This window comes from Haematobacter genomosp. 1, assembly GCF_002196855.1.
Classification (GTDB): domain Bacteria; phylum Pseudomonadota; class Alphaproteobacteria; order Rhodobacterales; family Rhodobacteraceae; genus Haematobacter.
In genome coordinates this window covers 1-18815 of record NZ_NIPW01000054.1, presented here as the reverse complement: position 1 = coordinate 18815, position 18815 = coordinate 1, and the positions used below count along the sequence as shown (strand labels likewise).

The following is an 18815-nucleotide window of genomic DNA, read 5'->3' as shown; positions in this document are numbered from 1 at the left end:
CCCTCAGCTCCGAAAGCGGAGGAGCGCGCGCCGCCCCTCCCGCTCATATTCGATCTGCCAGCGGCTCACCCGCTCCGCATTGGCAGCGCGCAGATCGGCGGTCGTCGCGATCTGTGTCCCATTCACGCTGCGCACGATGTCGCCGGGGCGCAGCCCGAGGCCGAGTGTCTGCTGCCCGACATCGGTGATGACCACGCCGGCAAGCCCGTCGGGAAGCGCCATCTCACTCGTCACGGCGGGGTTGAGATTGGCGACCGTATAGCCTTGAAACGGCCCGCTGGTGAGGGCGACCACGTCCCGCGCCGGGGTATCCGGCGGCGGGATCAGCCGGACGCGGGTCGTCTCCTGTCGATCCTGATGGAGATAGGTGACCTCCGTCTCGGCGCCCACACCCCGCACGGACATACGGAAAATCATTTCGGCCGGCGTATTGACCGGCACGCCGTCAAGCTGAAGGATCACGTCCCCCGTGGACAGACCCGCCTCTGCGAAAGGGCTGCCGGGGGCGAAATCCAGAATGGCCAGGCCCTGGGGCGCGCTCTGTCCAAAGCTCTCCGCCATACCCGCATCCACCGCCTGCCCCGCGATCCCGGCCCAGGGGCGTTCGAACCGGGTCCGCCCCGCTTCCGCCTGCGTGACGACCGCGTGCACCAGATTGGCGGGAATCGCGAAACCGATGCCGCTCGACGCACCGGAGGGGCTGAGAATCGCCGTGTTTATCCCGACGAGCCGCCCCGCCACGTCCACCAGCGCGCCCCCGGAGTTGCCGGGATTGATCGGTGCGTCGGTCTGAATGAAATAGCCCCGCCCCCCGCCGATGCCGAGGTTGGAGCGGGCGAGACCGGAGACGATGCCGCTGGACACTGTCTGCCCGACGCCGAACGGATTGCCGATGGCCAGCACAAGCTCTCCCACCTCCACCTCATCGGAGTCGCGGAGCGCGAGCGCGGGAAGGCCGCTCGCTTCCTTCAGCCTCAGCACGGCGAGGTCGGTCTCCTCATCCGCCAGCAGCACCTCCGCATCGAACTCCCGCCGGTCGGTCAGCACGACACGGATCTGGCTGGCCTCCTTCACGACGTGGAAGTTCGACACGATGATCCCGTCCGCCGTCAGAATCACACCGGACCCCAGTGAACTCTGCACACGCGGCACCTCCCGCCCGAAGTTGCGGAAGATGTCGGCAAAGAACGGATCGATTCCGAAAGGCGTCTCCCGCTGGGAGACGACCCGCTGCGTATAGATATTCACGACGGAGGGGGTCGTGGCCTTGACCACCGGCGCGAAGCTCATCGTGATTTCCGCCGGACTCGCCGGAACCGTCTGTGCCGCAAGCGGCTGGACGGCGAGCAACAGGGCGAACGGGGCAGCAATCATGCGCATCGGGCAATCTCCGGGCTGAGGAGCTTGATATGGAGCAGCGGGCGGGCAGGTTCAACGCGGCGCAGCGGCCCGTTGGCCAGCGCCCGCCCCCGCCCGATGCTCCCGCGCCTCAATGCAGCTTGCCGGCGAAGTTGATGAAGATACACTGGTTCTCGACCCCGTCGATCATGCTGGCAGGACCGGCCGCCTCCATGTCCAGGGCGCAGCGCGCGGCCCAACGCGGCCAGCTCGACGACAAAAGCCCGATGGTCCTCGTGGCCCCCAGCTCTCGCGCGGCGCGGTTCATGCCCGCCACCATCAGCGCATGGACCCGGCGCCGTGCCGCCATCGGCACGGTGTGGCAGACGAAACCGCGCGACACCTCCCAGACATGCGGATCCACAGGGGCTTCGTGATAGAGCAGGTCAGAGGGTATGGACCCCAGCAATCCGCGCTGCGCGTCGCGGATCATGTAGCTGTAGATGCCGCATTTCGCCGTGGTCGGGGTCAGGCGCATGCCGCCCACCACCCGTCCCAGATCGTGAATGGCGATCCAGCGGGAGGCCGGGGTATCGTATTGGTCATACTCCATGCCCATGGCTTCGGGCAGGTTCCATTTGTTCTGGACGATGAAGGACTGGTGGCGGGCGCGCAGCAGATTTGCGAACAGTTCGCCGTGTTTGTGCAGGTTCTCAAAGGAAAGCGTGGTGATCTGCATGGTCGTCTCCGTGGGTTGGGGTAAAGAAATCCGAACCCGCGGCGACGACCCGATGCCTTCCTAGAGCAGCCTGTAATCCTTCGCGCGCTGAATCGCCTCGGCCGTGGTGCGCGCCAACAGGCGCTGGCGGGCGGAATTCAACCGCGCTTTCAAGGCGCTTTCGGAGATGTTCAGCTTCGCCGCAGCCGCCGCATGGCGGTCTCCGGCGGCGATGAGGCGCAGGGCTTCTATCTGAGCGGGGGTGAGACTTTCCGGCGGCTCGGTGATCGCGTGGATATGGCTCACCAGTTCGGCCGCCTTCGCAATCTCTGCATCCGTGAACTCTCGATCGTTCCGTGCGATACCGGCGATTGTCCGCGAGCTTATGGGCCCACAGGCGACGCAGGCGCCGAAACCAAGGCCATAACGCGCCGCTTCCGCCATGATGCCGAACGGATCGATGGTGATCTCGCTCCACCGCGTCGTGCCTTCGGTTGAAAACCCCCAGGCGACAAGCGGATCCCGCAGCGTATAGGCCTGCTCCGTGTACCGATCCGTCCAGTCCTGCGGAAAGGTGCGGAACATGAGCATGGGTGCGCCGAATCTGATGTGCAGCGCGACATAATACCCCACCGGCGCAAGGCGGGCGAGATTGCGAAGTTCGAGCTCGAGGCCTACCGTCAAGGACATGTCTTTTTAGACAAGTTGCCCCCTGCGCCGTCAACTTTAAATTGTGGATCCATCGACCACCGGTCGAAAGGTGTTTCAATGCGATCCATAAGCCCAGACCTCTTTGCAAAACTCATGCGCCTTCCCGCGAATGACCGTTTCGATCTTCTCGAATTCATCGGAGCAACGCCGATGGAAGAGTTGGATCTCGACGAACTGATAGAACAGATCACAACACAGGTCTCAGATATCTCTTCATATGCGAATGATGCATATCAATAATTAATAGACTGAGTAAAAAAGAAAATACCCCGCTCGACGGCGGGGTATCTTAATTCTTGAGAAGAGCCGATATTATTCGGCGTCGGCGAACTCTGCCTCGACGCGCGCCTTGTCGGCAGCGCCCTTGGCAGCGGGATCGCGATCGACGAATTCGATGATCGCCATCGGCGCCATGTCACCGTAGCGGAAGCCCGCCTTCATGATACGGACGTAGCCGCCCTGGCGCTCTTTGTAGCGCGGACCAAGCACGTCGAACAGTTTCGCGACATAAGCGTCTTGCTTGAGCTGCGCGGCAGCCTGGCGGCGGGCGTGCAGATCCCCACGCTTGGCGAGCGTGATGAGCTTCTCGATGATCGGACGCAGTTCCTTGGCTTTCGGAAGCGTCGTCTTGATCTGCTCATGCTCGATGAGCGAGCCGGACATGTTGGCGAAGAGCGCCTTGCGGTGCTCGTGCGTGCGGTTCAGGCGGCGGTATCCGCGGGCGTGACGCATGGTCTTACTCCTTTTGCTTTGTCCGGCGCGGATGCGAACCGCGCTCTCCTTGGGGCGGAATTGCCCATGATTTCCCCGGCAGTCCGGGCATTCGGGGCGCCTCTAGCGAAACGCCCCGCAAAGATCAATCAGAACTGATCTTCAAACCGCTTGGCGAGGTCTTCGATGTTTTCCGGCGGCCAGTCCTCGACTTCCATGCCGAGGTGCAGACCCATGCCGGACAGCACTTCCTTGATCTCGTTGAGCGACTTGCGGCCGAAGTTCGGCGTCCGAAGCATCTCGGCTTCCGTCTTCTGGATCAGGTCGCCGATATAGACGATGTTGTCGTTCTTCAGGCAGTTGGCCGAGCGGACCGACAGTTCGAGTTCGTCCACCTTCTTCAGCAGCAGCGGGTTGAACTCCAGCCCGTCTTCCGCATCCTGACGCGTGGCCGATTCCGGCTCTTCGAAGTTGACGAAGACGGTGAGCTGGTCCTGCAGGATCCGCGCGGCGAAAGCCACCGCATCGTCCGGCGTGACGGAGCCATCCGTTTCGATTTTCATGGTCAGCTTGTCATAGTCAAGCACCTGACCCTCGCGGGTAGGCGTGACCTCATAGGCCACCTTCTTCACCGGCGAGTAGATCGCATCGATCGGAATGAGCCCGATCGGCGCGTCTTCCGGCCGGTTCTTGTCCGCCGCGACATAGCCCTTGCCCGTGTTCACGGTCAGTTCCATGAACAGGTTCGCGCCGTCGTCCAGATGGCAGATGACATGCTCCTTGTTCAGCACCTCGATGCCGTTCGATTCGGAGATGTCGCCGCCGGTCACGATGCCCGGACCCTTGGCGGAGATGGTCAGGCGCTTCGGCCCTTCCACTTCCATCTTGAGCGCGACGCCCTTCAGGTTGAGGACGATGTCCGTGACATCCTCCCGCACGCCCGAGATCGAGGAGAACTCGTGCAGCACGTTGTCGATCTGGATCGCGGTGATCGCAGCACCCTGAAGCGAGGACATCAACACACGACGCAGCGCGTTGCCGAGGGTCAGACCGAACCCACGCTCCAGCGGCTCGGCAACCACCGTCGCCTGACGGGAGGCGTCGGGGCCAGCCTTGACCTCGAGTTGGGTCGGCTTGATGAGTTCCTGCCAGTTCTTGTGGATCATGCAATTGCCTCCATACCTGTCCCGCGGCGCATGAACCGGTTGCCGCAGAACGCCCGAGGTTCAGAATGACGCACTCGGGCCGCGCGAATTTTCGCGCGACCCGAGCAGAATTTTCGGTTCCTCAGACCCGGCGGCGCTTCGGCGGACGGCAGCCGTTGTGCGCGAGCGGCGTCACATCGCGGATCGAGGTGATGTTGAACCCGACGGCGGCCAGCGCGCGGAGCGCCGATTCACGGCCGGAGCCGGGGCCTTGCACTTCGACTTCCAGGGTGCGGACGCCATGTTCCTGCGCCTTGCGGCCAGCGTCTTCCGCAGCCATCTGCGCCGCATAGGGCGTGGATTTCCGCGAACCCTTGAAGCCCATCGTGCCGGCGGACGACCAGGCGATCGCATTGCCCTGCACGTCGGAGATCAGGATTTTGGTGTTGTTGAACGAGGAGTTCACGTGAGCAACGCCAGCGGCGATGTTCTTGCGCTCCTTGCGCTTGATACGGGTCTTGTCGCGAGCCATGATACCCTCCCCTTACTTCTTCTTGCCGGCGATCGGCTTCGCCGGGCCCTTGCGGGTGCGGGCGTTGGTGTGCGTCCGCTGACCGCGGACCGGGAGGTTGCGACGATGGCGCAGGCCGCGGTAGGCACCGAGATCCATCAGACGCTTGATGTTCATCTGAACTTCGCGGCGCAGATCGCCTTCGACGGTCAGGTTGGCGTCGATGTATTCGCGGATCGCAAGCACTTCGGCGTCGGAAAGATCGTTCACGCGGCGCGACGGGTCGATGCCGACGGCCTGCACGACTTCATCGGCGATCTTCGGGCCGATACCGTGGATATAGGTCAGCGCGATCGGAACGCGCTTACCCGTGGGGATGTTTACACCAGCAATACGTGCCACTAGGGCTTCCTTTTCTGTTGCGGTTCCGTAATGCCGGAACCTTTTTTCACAACGCGGGTTTTGCGGTCTGAACCGATCCCCACACGCTCTGACCCGAAGGGCGGAGCAGACCGAAGCCCGCCCGTCAGGACGATTCTCTTGCGAGAGGCTGTGATCTATGGGCTTTGACGCCTCAGGTCAAGAGGCGTCAATGGCAGTTCAGCCCTTGTCAAGCACCTTGCGGACCGCTTCGGAAACTGCTTCCGGCTCATCAAGGCCATCGACGGGAGAGAGCATCTCCTTGGCGTAGTAGTACCCGATCAGCGGCGAGGTCTTCTTGTAGTACTCCATCAACCGCTTGGTCAGGCTCGCCTCGTTGTCATCGGCCCGGCGACGAAGATCGGTGGAGCCGCAGACATCGCAGACGCCGGCCACTTTCGTGGGCTTGGTGACGTCGTGATACACTTCGCCGCAATTGCCGCAGGTGAACCGCCCGGTGATCCGCGACACCAGCGCCGCGTCATCCACCTGCATCTCGATCACCGCGTCGAGGGTCTGCCCCACGCGGTCAAGCATCGCACCAAGCGCATCGGCCTGCGGCAGCGTCCGCGGGAAACCATCGAAGATGAACCCGGAGCCTTCGGTGCCGGTGATCCGCTCCTCGATAAGACCGATCACGATCTCATCGGTCACGAGCTGGCCACTATCCATGACTTCGGCGACCTTGCGGCCCATTTCCGTCCCGGAGTGCCGCGCTTCCCGCAGCATATCCCCGGTCGAAAGCTGGACCATGCCACGCTCCTCCACGAGACGGCGGGCCTGAGTGCCCTTCCCCGCCCCCGGCGGCCCTAGCAGTATGACGTTCATCGCCGGATCGTTCCCCCTTTACGCGCCGCGCCGTTGCGTCTTTTGCCGCGCAACTGGCTCTTCTCGATCAGCCCTTCATACTGGTGCGCCAACAGGTGCGACTGGACCTGAGAGATCGTGTCCATGGTCACCGAGACGACAATCAGCACGGACGTGCCGCCGAAGTAGAAGGGGATACCCATCTGGAACCGCAGGATCTCCGGCAGCAGGACCACGGCCACGAGATAGGCCGAGCCGAGCACAAGGATCCGGTTCACCACGTAGTTCAGATATTCCTCGGTCTTCTTGCCGGGCCGGATGCCCGGAATGAAGCCGTTCTGGTTCTTCAGATTGTCGGCGACATCGTCCGTCTTGAAGGCGACGTTCGCTGTATAGAAGTAAGCGAAGAACACGATCATCGCCGCGAAGAACAGCATGTAGAGCGGCTGACCCGGCCCGAAGTAGGCCAGCAGCCACGACATAACCGGTCCGGTCTGCCCGCCGGAGAAGGTGGCGATCGTCGTCGGCAGCAGCAGCAGCGAGGAGGCGAAGATCGCCGGGATGACGCCCGCCGGGTTCACCTTGATCGGCAGGTGCGAGGAGCCGCCGTCATAGACCTTCATCCCCACCTGACGGCGCGGATACTGGATGTGGATCTTGCGAAGCGCACGCTCCATGAACACCACGAAGGCCACGACCAGCACGACCATCAGCAACACGCCGATGATCACGGCAGGCGAGACCGCACCGGAGCGCCCTTGGCTCAGGAACCGCGCGAGCGCCGCGGGAACCTCGGCGATGATGCCGACGAAGATGATGAGCGAGATGCCGTTGCCGATGCCGCGTGCGGTGATCTGCTCACCCAGCCACATCAGGAACATCGTGCCGCCGACCAGCGTGATCACGCAGGCCACACGGAAGAACATCCCCGGATCGGCGACAAGACCCCCCGCCTCAAGGCTGACCGCCAGGCCCCAGGCCTGAAAGATCGCCAGAGCGACGGTGCCGTAGCGGGTGTATTGGTTGATCTTCTTCCGTCCCGCCTCTCCCTCTTTCTTCAGGCCCTGAAGAGAGGGGATCATCGCGACGAGAAGCTGCACGATGATGGAGGCGGAGATATAGGGCATGATGCCGAGCGCAAAGACCCCCATCCGCCCGAGCGCGCCGCCGGTGAACATCGTCAGGATGCCGCCCAGCCCGGTCTGCGCCTGCTCCATGAAATTGCGCAGCGCTGCTGCGTCAATGCCCGGAACGGGGATGTAGGTGCCGAGCCGGTAAACGATCAGCAACCCGATGGTGAAGAAGATGCGGTGGCGCAGGTCGGTCGCCTTGCCGAGGGTTCCCCAGCTCAGGTTCGCGGCCATTTGCTCAGCAGCAGATGCCATGCCCAGACTCTTTCCGAGACCACGTCTCTTTCATGGACAGCGCCGCCGGCCCGTTGACCGGTCCGGCGGCGCGGAAAAGCTCGTCGCAGGTGTATGCGGCGCGGGCGCCGCATACAACGCCTTATTCGGCGGCGGCGACAGCAACTTTCAGGGAGCCGCCGGCTTTCTCAACCGCCTCGATGGCCGATTGGGACGCGCCGGACACTTCGAGCGCGAGTTTCGCCGTCACGTCGCCCTTCGCCAGAACCCGGATACCGTCGAGCTTGCGGCGTACCAGACCGGAGGTCACGAGGACATCTTCCGTGATCGGCTGCGCGGCGTCGAGCTTGCCGGCATCAACGAATTTCTGGATCAGGCCGAGGTTGACGACCGCGTAGGACTTCGCATTCGGCTTGGTGAAGCCGCGCTTCGGCAGGCGCCGGTAGAGCGGCATCTGGCCACCCTCGTAGCCGTTCAGCGCAACGCCCGAGCGGGATTTCTGACCCTTGATACCGCGACCGGCGGTCTTGCCCTTGCCGGAGCCGGGACCACGCGCGACGCGTTTCTTCTTGCGGGCCGCGCCTTCGTTGTCGCGGAGTTCGTTCAGTTTCATATCGCTTCTCCTTACCGGAATCGCCCCCGAAGCGACTTGGGCGAACACGGCATATGGGTGATTCAGAAAAGGCCCATCACGGACCACCGGCGGCATATACCGGTTGCGAAGGGGTGGATCAAGGCACTTCGCGCTTCCGCCGCGGGATTGTTCACCCGCAACGGCACCGGCCGGCCCCAAAAGCAGAACGCCCCGGTCCTGCGACCGGGGCGTTCTGGCGGCTGACGACTGAGGTCAGCCCTTTTCTTCGACGATCTGCACGAGGTGCGGGATCGAGTTCACCATGCCGCGGATGGAGGGCGTATCCTCCAGCTCACGGGTGCGGTGCATCTTGTTGAGGCCGAGCCCGATCAGCGTACGCTGCTGGCTGGCCGGACGGCGGATCGGGGAGCCGATCTGCTTCACAACGATGGTTTTCGCCATTGTTCCGCTCCTTACGCTTCTGCCGCTTCGGCTTCGGCGCGCTTCAGGATGTCGCCCACTTTCTTGCCGCGACGCTGCGCGACCGAACGGGGGCTGGCTTCCTTCTGCAGACCGTCGATGGTGGCCCGGATCATGTTGTAGGGGTTTTGCGACCCCAGCGACTTCGCCACGACATCCTGGAGGCCCAGCATCTCGAACACGGCGCGCATCGGCCCGCCCGCGATGATCCCGGTACCCGGAGCGGCGGTTCGCATCACGACCTTGCCAGCGCCGTGACGGCCCTCGATGTCATGGTGCAGGGTGCGGCCTTCGCGCAGCGGCACGCGGATCAGGCTGCGTTTCGCCTGCTCGGTGGCCTTGCGGATGGCTTCCGGCACTTCCTTGGCCTTGCCCTTGCCGAAGCCGACACGGCCCCGCTGGTCGCCGACCACCACGAGAGCGGCGAAGCCGAAGCGCTTGCCCCCCTTGACGGTCTTGGACACACGGTTGATCGCCACGAGACGATCAGCGAATTCCGGGTTTTCCTCGCGTTCGCGACGATCCCGGCGGTTCTCACGTTCTGCCATACGGCATTCCTTCTTTCAGGGGGCATGATGGCCCGGCTGATTCAATCCAGGTCGGTGCGGCGGGCCGCATCTCCGGATCATCGAGGCGACGCGTCAGGCGCCGCCTTCACTTCCGTCAGACATACGCCGTGCCCTGAAGGCACGGCGTACCATTTCCGGTCCCTCCCGCGGTGGCGGGAGACGACATCAGAACTTCAGGCCGCCCTCGCGGGCCGCGTTGGCAAGCGCCTTGATCTTGCCGTGGAACAGGAAACCGCCGCGGTCGAAGTAAACTTCCTCCACACCGGCTTTCTTGGCCCGCTCGGCAATCGTCGCACCGATCTTGCCTGCCGCTTCGACGTTGTTCTTGCCGAAGAGCCCCAGATCCTTTTCGAGGGTCGAGGCAGCCGCCACGGTCACGCCCTTCACGTCGTCGATCAGCTGAACGCTGATATTCTTCGACGAGCGGTGGACCGACAGGCGCAGACGCCCATTGGCCTGGGCCCGCAGTTTGTTCCGGACGCGCAGGCGGCGCTTCAGGAACAGCTCTCGCTTTGTGTTCGCCATCTGTTGCGTCCTTACTTCTTCTTGCCTTCCTTACGGAAGATGTACTCGTCTTTGTACTTGATCCCCTTGCCCTTGTAGGGCTCCGGGGAACGCCATTCGCGGATATTGGCCGCGACCTGACCGACGAGCTGCTGATCCATGCCTTCGACAACGATCTCCGTCTGTTTCGGAGCGGTGATCGTCACGCCTTGCGGCACTTCGAAGTTCACTTCGTGGCTGTAGCCCAGCGAGAGCTTCAGGACGTTGCCGGTCATCGCGGCGCGGTAACCCACGCCGTTGATTTCCAGTTCCTTCTTGAAGCCCGTGGTCACGCCCTGCACGAGGTTCGACACCATCGTGCGGGACATGCCCCACTGCGCGCGCGCCCGCTTGGACAGGCCGCGCGGCTGGACTTTCACCAGGTTGTCTTCGACCGTGATCGACACATCGTCGGTCGCGGTGAAGCTGCGCGTGCCCTTCGGGCCCTTCACTTCGATCGTCTGACCGGAAACGGAGGCGGTAACCCCCTTCGGCAGCTCGACCGGTTTTTTCCCAATACGAGACATTGCCTACTCCTCAGAACACAGTGCAGAGCACTTCGCCGCCAACATTGGCGGTGCGCGCAGCCGTATCCGACATCACGCCCTTGGGCGTCGAGACGATCGACACGCCGAGGCCATTACGCGGAGACGGCAGATCGTTCACCGCCATGTACACCCGCCGACCTGGCTTCGACACCCGCTTCAGTTCGCGGATGACCGGAGTGCCCTCGAAGTACTTCAGGCTGATCACCAGCTCGTCGAGACCTTTTTCGGTCGTCGCGCGCTCATAACCCCGGATGTAGCCCTCGTCGCGGAGCACGTCGAGCACCCAGGCGCGGAGCTTGGAGGCAGGCGTGCTGACGGTGGATTTGCCACGCATCTGCGCGTTGCGGATACGGGTCAGCATATCGCCGATAGGATCGTTCACAGACATCGCGACCTCCTTACCAGCTCGATTTCACCATGCCCGGGATCTGGCCGAAGGAGGCCAGTTCGCGGAGCATGATCCGGGACATTTTCAGCTTGCGGTAGTAGGCCTTCGGGCGACCCGTCAGCTGGCAGCGGTTGTGAAGCCGCGTGGCCGAGGAGTTGCGCGGAAGTTCCGCAAGTTTCAGCGAAGCCTTGAAGCGCTGCTCCATCGGCAGCTCCTCATTGGCGATGACGGTCTTCAGAGCCGCGCGCTTGGAGGCGTATTGCGCCACCAGCTTCTCGCGCTTCTTCTGACGTTCGACCATGGATTTCTTGGCCATGTGTTTCAGTCTCCTCGCGCGATCAGCTGTTGAAGGGCATGCTGAATTGCTTCAGCAGCGCCTTCGCTTCCGCGTCGGTCGCCGCGGTGGTGCAGATGATGATGTCCATGCCGAGAACCTCATCGACCTTGTCGAAGTTGATCTCGGGGAACACGATGTGCTCCTTCAGGCCCATGGCGTAGTTGCCACGGCCGTCGAAGGACGAACCCTTGACGCCGCGGAAGTCGCGAACGCGGGGAAGCGCGATCGTGATCAGCCGGTCGAGGAATTCGTACATCCGGTCGCCACGGAGGGTCACCTTGGTGCCGAGCGGCATTTCCTCACGGACGCGGAAGCCGGCGATCGACTTCTTGGCATGCGTGATGACAGCCTTCTGACCGGCGATGAGCGACAGCTCCTCGGCGGCCTGCTTGACCTTCTTGGTGTCCTTGACGGCTTCGCCGACGCCCATGTTCAGCACGATCTTGTCGAGCCGAGGGATCTGCATGTCGTTCTTGTAGGAGAATTCCTCCTTCAGAGCGGCACGCACCGTTTCCTTGTAGAGCGTCTTGAGGCGCGGGGTGTAGTTCGCAGCGTCAAGCATCAGATCGCCTCCCCGGTGGTCTTGGCGAAGCGCACCTTCTTGCCGTCTTCGAAGCGGAAGCCGACGCGGGTAGCCTTGCCGTTGGTGTCCAGCAGCGCGAGGTTGGAGAGTTGGATCGGAGCCGCTTTCGGGATCCGGCCACCCTGGCTTGCCTGCGACTGGCGGGTGTGGCGGATGACGATGTTCACGCCATCGACAACGGCCTTGTTCTCTTTGGGGAGAACCTGGGTGATCTCACCCTGCTTGCCCTTGTCCTTGCCGGTGAGCACGACGACCTTGTCGCCCTTTTTCAGCTTGGCGGCCATCACAGCACCTCCGGCGCGAGGCTGATGATTTTCATGAAGTTTTTCGCGCGAAGCTCACGCACCACCGGCCCGAAGATACGCGTACCGACCGGTTCACCCTGGTTGTTCAGGATGACGGCCGCATTGCGGTCAAAACGGATGGAGGTGCCGTCTTCACGGCGGACTTCCTTGGCGGTGCGAACGACGACGGCCTTGCGAACGTCACCTTTCTTCACGCGACCGCGCGGAATGGCTTCCTTGACCGACACCACGATGATGTCGCCCACGGAGGCATACCGCCGATGCGAGCCGCCCAGAACCTTGATGCACTGCACCCGGCGAGCGCCGGAGTTGTCAGCGACATCCAGATTGGTCTGCATCTGGATCATTGGGTTACTCCCGACCTTTGGGGACGGTTATCAGCCGCCGCCCCAGGGTTTCGATGTATCTGGCTCAAGCCTGAGCGTCGCTCACGACCGTCCAGCGTTTCGTCTTCGAAATCGGCGCGCATTCCTCGATACGAACGCTGTCGCCGACCTTGAACTGGTTCTCCGCGTCATGGGCGCGGTATTTCTTCGACTTCCGAACCGTCTTCTTCATCACGGGGTGCGTGAAGCGGCGCTCGACCAGGACGGTGATCGTCTGATCGTTCTTGTCAGAGGTGACGGTGCCTTGCAGGATACGTTTGGGCATCTCGTGATCCTCAGTTCGCCGCCGCAGCAGCGGCTTTCTGGTTCAGAATGGTCTTCACGCGCGCGGCGTCACGGCGGACCTGCCGGATGCGGGCGGTGTTTTCGAGCTGGCCGGTCGCCTTCTGGAAACGGAGGTTAAACGCCTCCTTCTTCAGTGCGACCAGCTCGTCCCGGAGTTGGTCCGGGGTCTTGCTGCTGAGTTCTTGGGCGCTCATCGCCTTTTTCCTTTCACAATCACCGGACGGCCCCTTCTGCAAGGGTGACCTGCAACCCGGTGGATCAATGAGGTACCGACGATTCCGGGAACCCCGGACTCGCGGATGCGGCTTCCTACAGGAAGAAGGCGGTGGGGGCAAGGAAAAGTTATGCCAGCCGGTCCAGCATCGCCCGGATGGCGTGCGCGACGAGCCCCGGCTGCTCCATATGCACCATGTGCCCGGCATAAGGGATCAACGCCAACGCCGCACCAGGTATCGCCTCGGCGAGGGCAACCGTCTCCTGCCGGGAGACGAGTTCGTCCGCGTCGCCGTTCAGGATCAGCACCGGCAGCGCGATCCGCTCGATGCCCACCGGGTAATTCCCCGGACCACCGTCCAGCCACAACGCCTTGACCAGATCGAAGAGCCGCTTAAAATCGGGCGTGGGGTTTTCCGCCTCATAGCTGGCGACATCTTCCGGGAAGCGGTTGCGCCAGAATTCTGCGGTGAGCGGCAGGAAAAACTTCGCCGCGGCCTCTGGCGGAGGCGGCGCGACACTGCCGCCGATGCTCACAACCCCCGCCAGCGACGGTCCGCGAGCCGCGAGCTCCAATGCGATCACACCACCATCGCTATGCCCGATGACCAGGGGGCGCTCCAGCCCAAGCGCCGAGATCACCGCCACGGCATCGTCGGCAAGGTGCTGATAGGTGAGCCTGCCCTGCCCCAGCAAGGACGCGCCATGTCCGCGCGTATCCATCAGCAAACACCGCGCCTTTGGGAATTCCGCCGCCAGAGGCGCCATCTCCCGCAGCGCGCCGAGACCCCCGTGAAGGAACAGCATCGCCCTTCCCTCAGGAGCACCGCGCTCTGCGATATGCAGCAGCGCCCCGCCAGATGACACCCGATGTTCCATCAGCCCCCCAAATGCAAAAGGCCCCCCGCTCAGGGAGGCCCTTCACTTAATGCAGTGGCGAAGTCTTACCAGTCTTCGCGGGCGATGACGCGGGTCGTGACCGGGAGCTTCATCGCGCCGAGGCGGAGCGCCTCGCGGGCGATCGTCTCGTTGACGCCGTCGATCTCGAACATGATCCGGCCGGGCTTGACGCGGGCGGCCCAGAAATCGACGGAGCCCTTGCCTTTACCCATCCGCACTTCGGTCGGCTTCGAGGTGACCGGAACGTCCGGGAAAATCCGGATCCAGACCCGGCCCTGACGTTTCATATGGCGGGTGATCGCGCGGCGGGCCGCTTCGATCTGGCGGGCGGTGACCCGCTCCGGCTCGGTCGCCTTCAGGCCGAAGGAGCCGAAGTTCAGCAGGAAGCCGCCCTTCGCCTCGCCGTGGATACGGCCCTTGTGCTGTTTGCGGAACTTTGTCCGTTTAGGTTGCAGCATCTCGTTCTACTCCTCAGCGGTCGCCACGCTCACGGCGCGGACCACGCGGGGCGGGACCATCCTGGGACTCGATCGCGCGGCGGTCGTGCGCCTGCGGGTCGTGCTCCATGATCTCACCTTTGAAGATCCACACCTTCACCCCGATGATGCCGTAAGGCGTCGTGGCTTCGGACGTCGCATAGTCGATATCGGCGCGCAGCGTATGCAGCGGCACGCGGCCCTCGCGGTACCATTCGGTCCGTGCGATCTCGGCGCCGCCAAGACGGCCCCCGACGTTCACGCGGATGCCCAGGGCACCCATGCGCATCGCGTTCTGCACGGCGCGCTTCATGGCGCGACGGAAGGACACGCGACGCTCCATCTGCTGGGCGATCGACTCGGCCACCAGTTGCGCATCAAGCTCCGGCTTACGCACTTCAACGATGTTGAGGTGCAGCTCGGACGCGGTGAACTTCGAGAGCTTCTTGCGAAGAACCTCGATGTCAGCGCCTTTCTTGCCGATGATGACGCCCGGACGCGCGGTATAGATCGTGACGCGGCACTTCTTGTGCGGACGCTCGATCACCACCTTGGAAATGCCGGCAGCCTTGCATTCCTTGTGGATGAATTCCCGCATCCTGATGTCTTCAAGAAGCAGGTTGCCGTAGTCCTTGGTGTCGGCGAACCAGCGGCTGTCCCAGGTGCGGTTGACCTGGAGGCGCATCCCAATCGGGTTGACCTTCTGACCCATTACGCTTGCTCCTCGACTTGCCGCACCTTGATGGTCAGCTCGGAAAACGGTTTCACGATCTTGCCGAACCGGCCACGGGCGCGCGGGCGACCGCGTTTCAGGACCATGTTCTTGCCGACGAAGGCTTCCGCGACGACCAGTTCGTCCACGTCGAGCCCGTGGTTGTTCTCGGCGTTGGCGATGGCCGACTGAAGGCACTTCCGCACGTCGATGGCGATGCGCTTGTGCGAGAAGGTGAGGTCGGCCAGAGCCTTGTCCACCTTCTTGCCGCGAATGAGCGCCGCGACGAGATTCAGTTTCTGCGGCGAGGTGCGAAGCATGCGCAGCTTCGCCATCGCCTCATTTTCCGCCACGCGGCGCGGATTCTTTTCCTGACCCATGGCTTACTTCCTTTTGGCTTTCTTGTCGGCCGCGTGACCGTAATAGGTCCGCGTCGGCGAGTATTCACCGAATTTCTGGCCGATCATCTCCTCGGTGACGTTCACCGGGATGTGTTTCTGACCATTGTAGACACCGAAGGTCAGCCCCACGAACTGGGGAAGAATGGTCGAACGACGCGACCAGATCTTGATGACTTCCGACCGCCCGGACTCGCGGGACTTTTCCGCCTTGCGAAGCACATAGGCGTCGACGAAGGGGCCTTTCCAGAGAGAACGTGACATGGCTCAGCGCCCCTTTTTCTTCGCATGCCGCGACCGGACGATATATTTGTCCGTCGCCTTGTTGCTGCGGGTCTTCTTGCCCTTGGTGTCCTTGCCCCACGGGGTAACCGGGGTCCGGCCACCGGAGGTGCGGCCCTCACCACCACCATGCGGGTGGTCGATCGGGTTCATCGCAACACCGCGGACCGACGGACGGATGCCGAGGTGGCGGTTCCGACCGGCTTTACCGAGGTTTTGGTTCGAGTTGTCAGGGTTCGACACGGCACCAACGGTGGCCATGCATTCCTGACGGACCATGCGCAGCTCGCCCGAGGAGAGGCGGATCTGGGCATAGCCGCCGTCCCGGCCGACGAACTGGGCATAGGTGCCGGCGGCACGTGCGATCTGACCGCCCTTGCCGGGCTTCAGTTCGACGTTGTGCACGATCGTGCCGAGCGGCATGCCGGAGAACGGCATCGCGTTGCCCGGCTTCACATCGGTCTTGGCGCCGGCTACGACCTTGTCACCCACGGCAAGACGCTGGGGCGCGAGGATGTAGGCCTGTTCGCCGTCTTCATATTTGACGAGTGCGATGAACGCGGTGCGGTTCGGGTCATATTCGATCCGCTCGACGACAGCCGCCACATCGAACTTCGTCCGCTTGAAGTCCACGATACGATAGAGACGCTTCGCGCCCCCGCCCTTGCGGCGCATCGTGATCCGTCCGGTGTTGTTCCGGCCGCCGTTCTTCGTCAGACCCTCAGTGAGAGACTTGACGGGGCGTCCTTTCCAAAGCTCCGAACGGTCGATCAGAACCAGCCCACGCTGGCCAGGCGTCGTCGGCTTATACGACTTGAGTGCCATGCTTTCTGTCTTCCGTCTGCTTGCGGGCGCGGCCGAATGCCGTGGCCCGGAGGTTATAGGGCTCCGAAGATCCCCGCTGAGTGCACTTTCGGCAATGAAAGCAGCGCTTCTGCTGAAAGCGCGTGGCCCCGGAAGAGTCCGGGGCCACGAGATTCGTGCGGCTACGTATCAGACGCCCGGCTCAGAGGCCAGTGGAAACGTCGATCGTGTTGCCTTCTTCCAGCGTCACATAGGCCTTCTTGATGTCCGAGCGGACGCCGGTGCGGCCGCGGAACTTCTTGACCTTGCCTTTGGTGATGGTGGTGTTCACCGCCTTCACCTTGACGCCGAAGACCGTCTCGACGGCTTCCTTGATCTCGGGCTTGGACGCGTCGCGCCGCACCTCGAAGACCACCGCATTCGCCTCGGAGGCGAGGGTCGCCTTCTCGGTGATGATCGGCTTGCGAATCACGTCGTAGTGTTCGGGTTTCACGCTCATTTCAGGCGAGCCTCCAGAGCTTCGACACCCGCCTTCGTGATCACGAGCGTGTCACGCTTCAGGATGTCATAGACGTTCGCCCCGATGGTCGGCAGGATATCGATGCCTTCGATGTTCCGCGCCGCCTTGGCGAAGTTCTCGTTGACCTCTGCGCCGTCGATGATGAGCACGCGCTTCCAGCCGAGATCCTTCGCGGCCTTGGCGAGTTGCGCGGTCTTGGCTTCCACCAGTTCCGCGGAGTCGATCACCACCAGCTTGCCATCCTTCGCCTTCGCCGAAAGCGCGTGCTTGAGGCCAAGCGCGCGGAATTTCTTCGGCAGGTCGAAGGCGTGGCTGCGGGGCGTCGGGCCCTTGTAGACACCACCGTGACGGAAGATCGGCGCCTTGCGGGAGCCGTGGCGTGCGCCGCCGGTGCCCTTCTGGCGATAGATCTTCTTCGTCGAGTACGACACGTCGGATTTGCCCAGCACCGAGTGGGTGCCGGCCTGGGCCTTCGCCCGCTGCCAGTTCACCACCCGGTGAAGGATGTCGGCGCGGGGCTCGAGGCCGAAGATCTCGTCGGCGAGATCGATCGACCCGGCGGACCCGGCGTCCAGCTTGATCACGTCGAGTTTCATTCCTCGTTCCCCTTCGAGTCAGAGGCCTTGGCTTCGATCTCGGCCGCCTCGATGGCAGCCTGTTCAGCCTCGGCCGCGGCCAGACGGGCGGCTTCCTCTTCGGCAGCCGCCGCAGCGGCAGCTTCCTCGGCAGCGCGGCGCGCGGCCTCGGCATGCGACTTCAGCGCGGCCGGGAGAATGACATTCTCCGGCACCGGCTTCTTCACCGCGTCCTTCACCGTGACCCAGCCGCCAGCCGAACCCGGCACGGCGCCCTTGACCATGATGAGACCACGCTCGCTGTCGGTCCTGATGACCTGCAGGTTCTGCGTCGTCACCCGGACGGCCCCAAGATGGCCAGCCATCTTCTTGCCCTTGAACACCTTGCCGGGGTCCTGGCACTGGCCGGTCGAACCGTGCGAGCGGTGGCTGATCGACACACCGTGTGAGGCGCGCAGACCACCGAAGTTGTGCCGCTTCATCGCACCGGCAAAACCCTTGCCGATAGAGGTGCCGGCGATGTCCACGAACTGACCCGCGAAGTAGTGGTCAGCCGTGATTTCCTCGCCAACCTCGATCAGGTTGTCGGGGCTCACGCGGAATTCGGCCACCTTGCGCTTCGGCGCCACGTTCGCTTTCGCGAAATGGCCCCGCATCGCAGCGGTCGTGCGTTTCGCCTTGGCCGCGCCTGCGCCGAGCTGAACGGCGGTGTAGCCGTCCTTGTCAGCGGTGCGCTGCGCCACGACCTGAAGACCATCGAGTTGCAGAACCGTCACCGGAACCTGCTTCCCGTCCTCCAGGAACAGCCGGGTCATGCCCAGCTTCTTTGCGATCACTCCAGAGCGCATCTTTCGTGCTCCCTCAAACCTTGATCTCGACGTCCACGCCGGCGGCGAGGTCGAGCTTCATCAGCGCGTCCACCGTCTGCGGGGTCGGGTCCACGATGTCGAGGAGCCGCTTGTGCGTGCGGATCTCCCACTGATCGCGGGATTTCTTGTCGATATGGGGCCCACGGAGAACCGTGAACTTCTCGATCTTGTTCGGCAGCGGGATCGGGCCCCGTACCGTTGCGCCGGTCCGTTTGGCCGTGTTCACGATTTCCTGCGTCGAGGCATCCAGGACGCGGTAATCGAAGGCCTTCAGCCGGATACGGATGTTCGTACCTTGCATTTTCATTCCCTCAGGGTTGCGGGCGTGGGGCGGAGCCCCGCC

General features: G+C 63.2%; 31 protein-coding genes. All 31 read right to left on the bottom strand.

The genetic code is table 11. The annotated features are described in order from the left end of the window. Positions 1-3: 3 nt before the first annotated feature. The 31 genes from CDV49_RS18850 to rpsJ all read right to left on the bottom strand — a co-directional run bounded on the left by CDV49_RS18850 (position 4) and on the right by rpsJ (position 18773). Positions 4-1380, bottom strand: a complete 1377-nt coding sequence (locus CDV49_RS18850) for a trypsin-like peptidase domain-containing protein (RefSeq protein WP_088216846.1) — start codon at positions 1378-1380, stop codon at positions 4-6. Between the two features lie 109 nt (positions 1381-1489). After that, positions 1490-2077 (bottom strand): acyl-homoserine-lactone synthase, encoded by a 588-nt coding sequence (locus CDV49_RS18845; RefSeq protein ID WP_088216845.1) that lies wholly within the window; start codon positions 2075-2077, stop codon positions 1490-1492. Between the two features lie 60 nt (positions 2078-2137). Beyond that, positions 2138-2746: a helix-turn-helix transcriptional regulator gene (locus CDV49_RS18840; protein WP_088216844.1), complete on the bottom strand. Its 609-nt coding sequence runs from the start codon at positions 2744-2746 to the stop codon at positions 2138-2140. Between the two features lie 333 nt (positions 2747-3079). Next, positions 3080-3499 (bottom strand): 50S ribosomal protein L17, encoded by a 420-nt coding sequence (rplQ, locus tag CDV49_RS18835; protein ID WP_035714241.1) that lies wholly within the window; start codon positions 3497-3499, stop codon positions 3080-3082. A 128-nt stretch (positions 3500-3627) separates the two neighbouring features. Further along, positions 3628-4644 (bottom strand): DNA-directed RNA polymerase subunit alpha, encoded by a 1017-nt coding sequence (locus CDV49_RS18830; protein WP_035745953.1) that lies wholly within the window; start codon positions 4642-4644, stop codon positions 3628-3630. Between the two features lie 121 nt (positions 4645-4765). Further along, entirely contained in the window at positions 4766-5155 is a 390-nt protein-coding gene (gene rpsK / locus CDV49_RS18825) for a 30S ribosomal protein S11 (RefSeq protein ID WP_035714246.1), read from the bottom strand. A gap of 12 nt (positions 5156-5167) precedes the next feature. Next, positions 5168-5536 carry a 30S ribosomal protein S13 gene (gene rpsM / locus CDV49_RS18820; protein WP_035745954.1) on the bottom strand — a complete coding sequence of 123 codons (369 nt, stop codon included), beginning with the start codon at positions 5534-5536 and terminating at the stop codon, positions 5168-5170. 198 nt (positions 5537-5734) lie between these two features. Further along, positions 5735-6382 (bottom strand): adenylate kinase, encoded by a 648-nt coding sequence (locus CDV49_RS18815; protein ID WP_088216843.1) that lies wholly within the window; start codon positions 6380-6382, stop codon positions 5735-5737. After that, positions 6379-7746 carry a preprotein translocase subunit SecY gene (gene secY / locus CDV49_RS18810; protein ID WP_088216842.1) on the bottom strand — a complete coding sequence of 456 codons (1368 nt, stop codon included), beginning with the start codon at positions 7744-7746 and terminating at the stop codon, positions 6379-6381. The genes CDV49_RS18815 and secY overlap by 4 nt, the downstream gene beginning before the upstream one ends. A 121-nt stretch (positions 7747-7867) precedes the next feature. Then, the gene (gene rplO, locus CDV49_RS18805; RefSeq protein WP_088216841.1) at positions 7868-8338 is read right to left on the bottom strand and encodes a 50S ribosomal protein L15; all 471 of its coding nucleotides are present in this window, start codon (positions 8336-8338) and stop codon (positions 7868-7870) included. A 234-nt stretch (positions 8339-8572) separates the two neighbouring features. Further along, positions 8573-8761 (bottom strand): 50S ribosomal protein L30, encoded by a 189-nt coding sequence (rpmD, locus tag CDV49_RS18800; RefSeq protein ID WP_035745958.1) that lies wholly within the window; start codon positions 8759-8761, stop codon positions 8573-8575. An 11-nt stretch (positions 8762-8772) separates the two neighbouring features. Then, positions 8773-9327, bottom strand: coding sequence for a 30S ribosomal protein S5 (gene rpsE / locus CDV49_RS18795; RefSeq protein WP_035714260.1), 555 nt, complete (start codon positions 9325-9327; stop codon positions 8773-8775). Between the two features lie 186 nt (positions 9328-9513). After that, the gene (gene rplR / locus CDV49_RS18790; RefSeq protein ID WP_088216840.1) at positions 9514-9873 is read right to left on the bottom strand and encodes a 50S ribosomal protein L18; all 360 of its coding nucleotides are present in this window, start codon (positions 9871-9873) and stop codon (positions 9514-9516) included. 11 nt (positions 9874-9884) lie between these two features. Next, positions 9885-10418 (bottom strand): 50S ribosomal protein L6, encoded by a 534-nt coding sequence (gene rplF / locus CDV49_RS18785; RefSeq protein WP_035745961.1) that lies wholly within the window; start codon positions 10416-10418, stop codon positions 9885-9887. 10 nt (positions 10419-10428) lie between these two features. Beyond that, the gene (gene rpsH / locus CDV49_RS18780; protein ID WP_035714266.1) at positions 10429-10827 is read right to left on the bottom strand and encodes a 30S ribosomal protein S8; all 399 of its coding nucleotides are present in this window, start codon (positions 10825-10827) and stop codon (positions 10429-10431) included. A 10-nt stretch (positions 10828-10837) separates the two neighbouring features. Further along, positions 10838-11143, bottom strand: coding sequence for a 30S ribosomal protein S14 (gene rpsN / locus CDV49_RS18775; RefSeq protein WP_035714268.1), 306 nt, complete (start codon positions 11141-11143; stop codon positions 10838-10840). Between the two features lie 22 nt (positions 11144-11165). Beyond that, on the bottom strand, positions 11166-11726 hold the full coding sequence (gene rplE / locus CDV49_RS18770) for a 50S ribosomal protein L5 (RefSeq protein WP_088216839.1): 561 nt from the start codon (positions 11724-11726) through the stop codon (positions 11166-11168). Continuing rightward, a complete protein-coding gene (gene rplX / locus CDV49_RS18765) occupies positions 11726-12031 on the bottom strand; it encodes a 50S ribosomal protein L24 (protein WP_035714272.1) in 306 nt (101 codons plus the stop codon). Before rplX ends, rplE begins: the two co-directional genes overlap by 1 nt. Continuing rightward, a complete protein-coding gene (gene rplN, locus CDV49_RS18760; RefSeq protein ID WP_035714274.1) occupies positions 12031-12399 on the bottom strand; it encodes a 50S ribosomal protein L14 in 369 nt (122 codons plus the stop codon). Before rplN ends, rplX begins: the two co-directional genes overlap by 1 nt. A 64-nt stretch (positions 12400-12463) precedes the next feature. Beyond that, complete coding sequence (gene rpsQ / locus CDV49_RS18755; protein ID WP_035714277.1) at positions 12464-12703, bottom strand: 30S ribosomal protein S17; 240 nt, start codon at positions 12701-12703, stop codon at positions 12464-12466. A gap of 10 nt (positions 12704-12713) precedes the next feature. Further along, complete coding sequence (gene rpmC, locus CDV49_RS18750) at positions 12714-12917, bottom strand: 50S ribosomal protein L29 (protein WP_035745966.1); 204 nt, start codon at positions 12915-12917, stop codon at positions 12714-12716. Between the two features lie 148 nt (positions 12918-13065). After that, positions 13066-13743 (bottom strand): alpha/beta fold hydrolase, encoded by a 678-nt coding sequence (locus CDV49_RS18745; protein ID WP_179209269.1) that lies wholly within the window; start codon positions 13741-13743, stop codon positions 13066-13068. Positions 13744-13880: 137 nt separating this feature from the next. Beyond that, positions 13881-14294 (bottom strand): 50S ribosomal protein L16, encoded by a 414-nt coding sequence (gene rplP, locus CDV49_RS18740; RefSeq protein WP_088216837.1) that lies wholly within the window; start codon positions 14292-14294, stop codon positions 13881-13883. 13 nt (positions 14295-14307) lie between these two features. Beyond that, the gene (rpsC, locus tag CDV49_RS18735) at positions 14308-15024 is read right to left on the bottom strand and encodes a 30S ribosomal protein S3 (protein ID WP_088216836.1); all 717 of its coding nucleotides are present in this window, start codon (positions 15022-15024) and stop codon (positions 14308-14310) included. Next, positions 15024-15404 (bottom strand): 50S ribosomal protein L22, encoded by a 381-nt coding sequence (rplV, locus tag CDV49_RS18730; protein ID WP_088216835.1) that lies wholly within the window; start codon positions 15402-15404, stop codon positions 15024-15026. Before rplV ends, rpsC begins: the two co-directional genes overlap by 1 nt. Before the next feature lie 3 nt (positions 15405-15407). After that, positions 15408-15686 (bottom strand): 30S ribosomal protein S19, encoded by a 279-nt coding sequence (rpsS, locus tag CDV49_RS18725; RefSeq protein WP_088216834.1) that lies wholly within the window; start codon positions 15684-15686, stop codon positions 15408-15410. Positions 15687-15689: 3 nt separating this feature from the next. Beyond that, positions 15690-16529 (bottom strand): 50S ribosomal protein L2, encoded by an 840-nt coding sequence (gene rplB / locus CDV49_RS18720; RefSeq protein WP_088216833.1) that lies wholly within the window; start codon positions 16527-16529, stop codon positions 15690-15692. A 181-nt stretch (positions 16530-16710) separates the two neighbouring features. After that, positions 16711-17007 carry a 50S ribosomal protein L23 gene (locus tag CDV49_RS18715; RefSeq protein ID WP_035714295.1) on the bottom strand — a complete coding sequence of 99 codons (297 nt, stop codon included), beginning with the start codon at positions 17005-17007 and terminating at the stop codon, positions 16711-16713. Continuing rightward, a complete protein-coding gene (rplD, locus tag CDV49_RS18710) occupies positions 17004-17624 on the bottom strand; it encodes a 50S ribosomal protein L4 (RefSeq protein WP_088216832.1) in 621 nt (206 codons plus the stop codon). The genes CDV49_RS18715 and rplD overlap by 4 nt, the downstream gene beginning before the upstream one ends. Beyond that, positions 17621-18451, bottom strand: coding sequence for a 50S ribosomal protein L3 (gene rplC, locus CDV49_RS18705; protein ID WP_035745973.1), 831 nt, complete (start codon positions 18449-18451; stop codon positions 17621-17623). The genes rplD and rplC overlap by 4 nt, the downstream gene beginning before the upstream one ends. 13 nt (positions 18452-18464) lie before the next feature. Further along, complete coding sequence (gene rpsJ / locus CDV49_RS18700) at positions 18465-18773, bottom strand: 30S ribosomal protein S10 (protein WP_035714301.1); 309 nt, start codon at positions 18771-18773, stop codon at positions 18465-18467. Positions 18774-18815 lie beyond the last annotated feature (42 nt).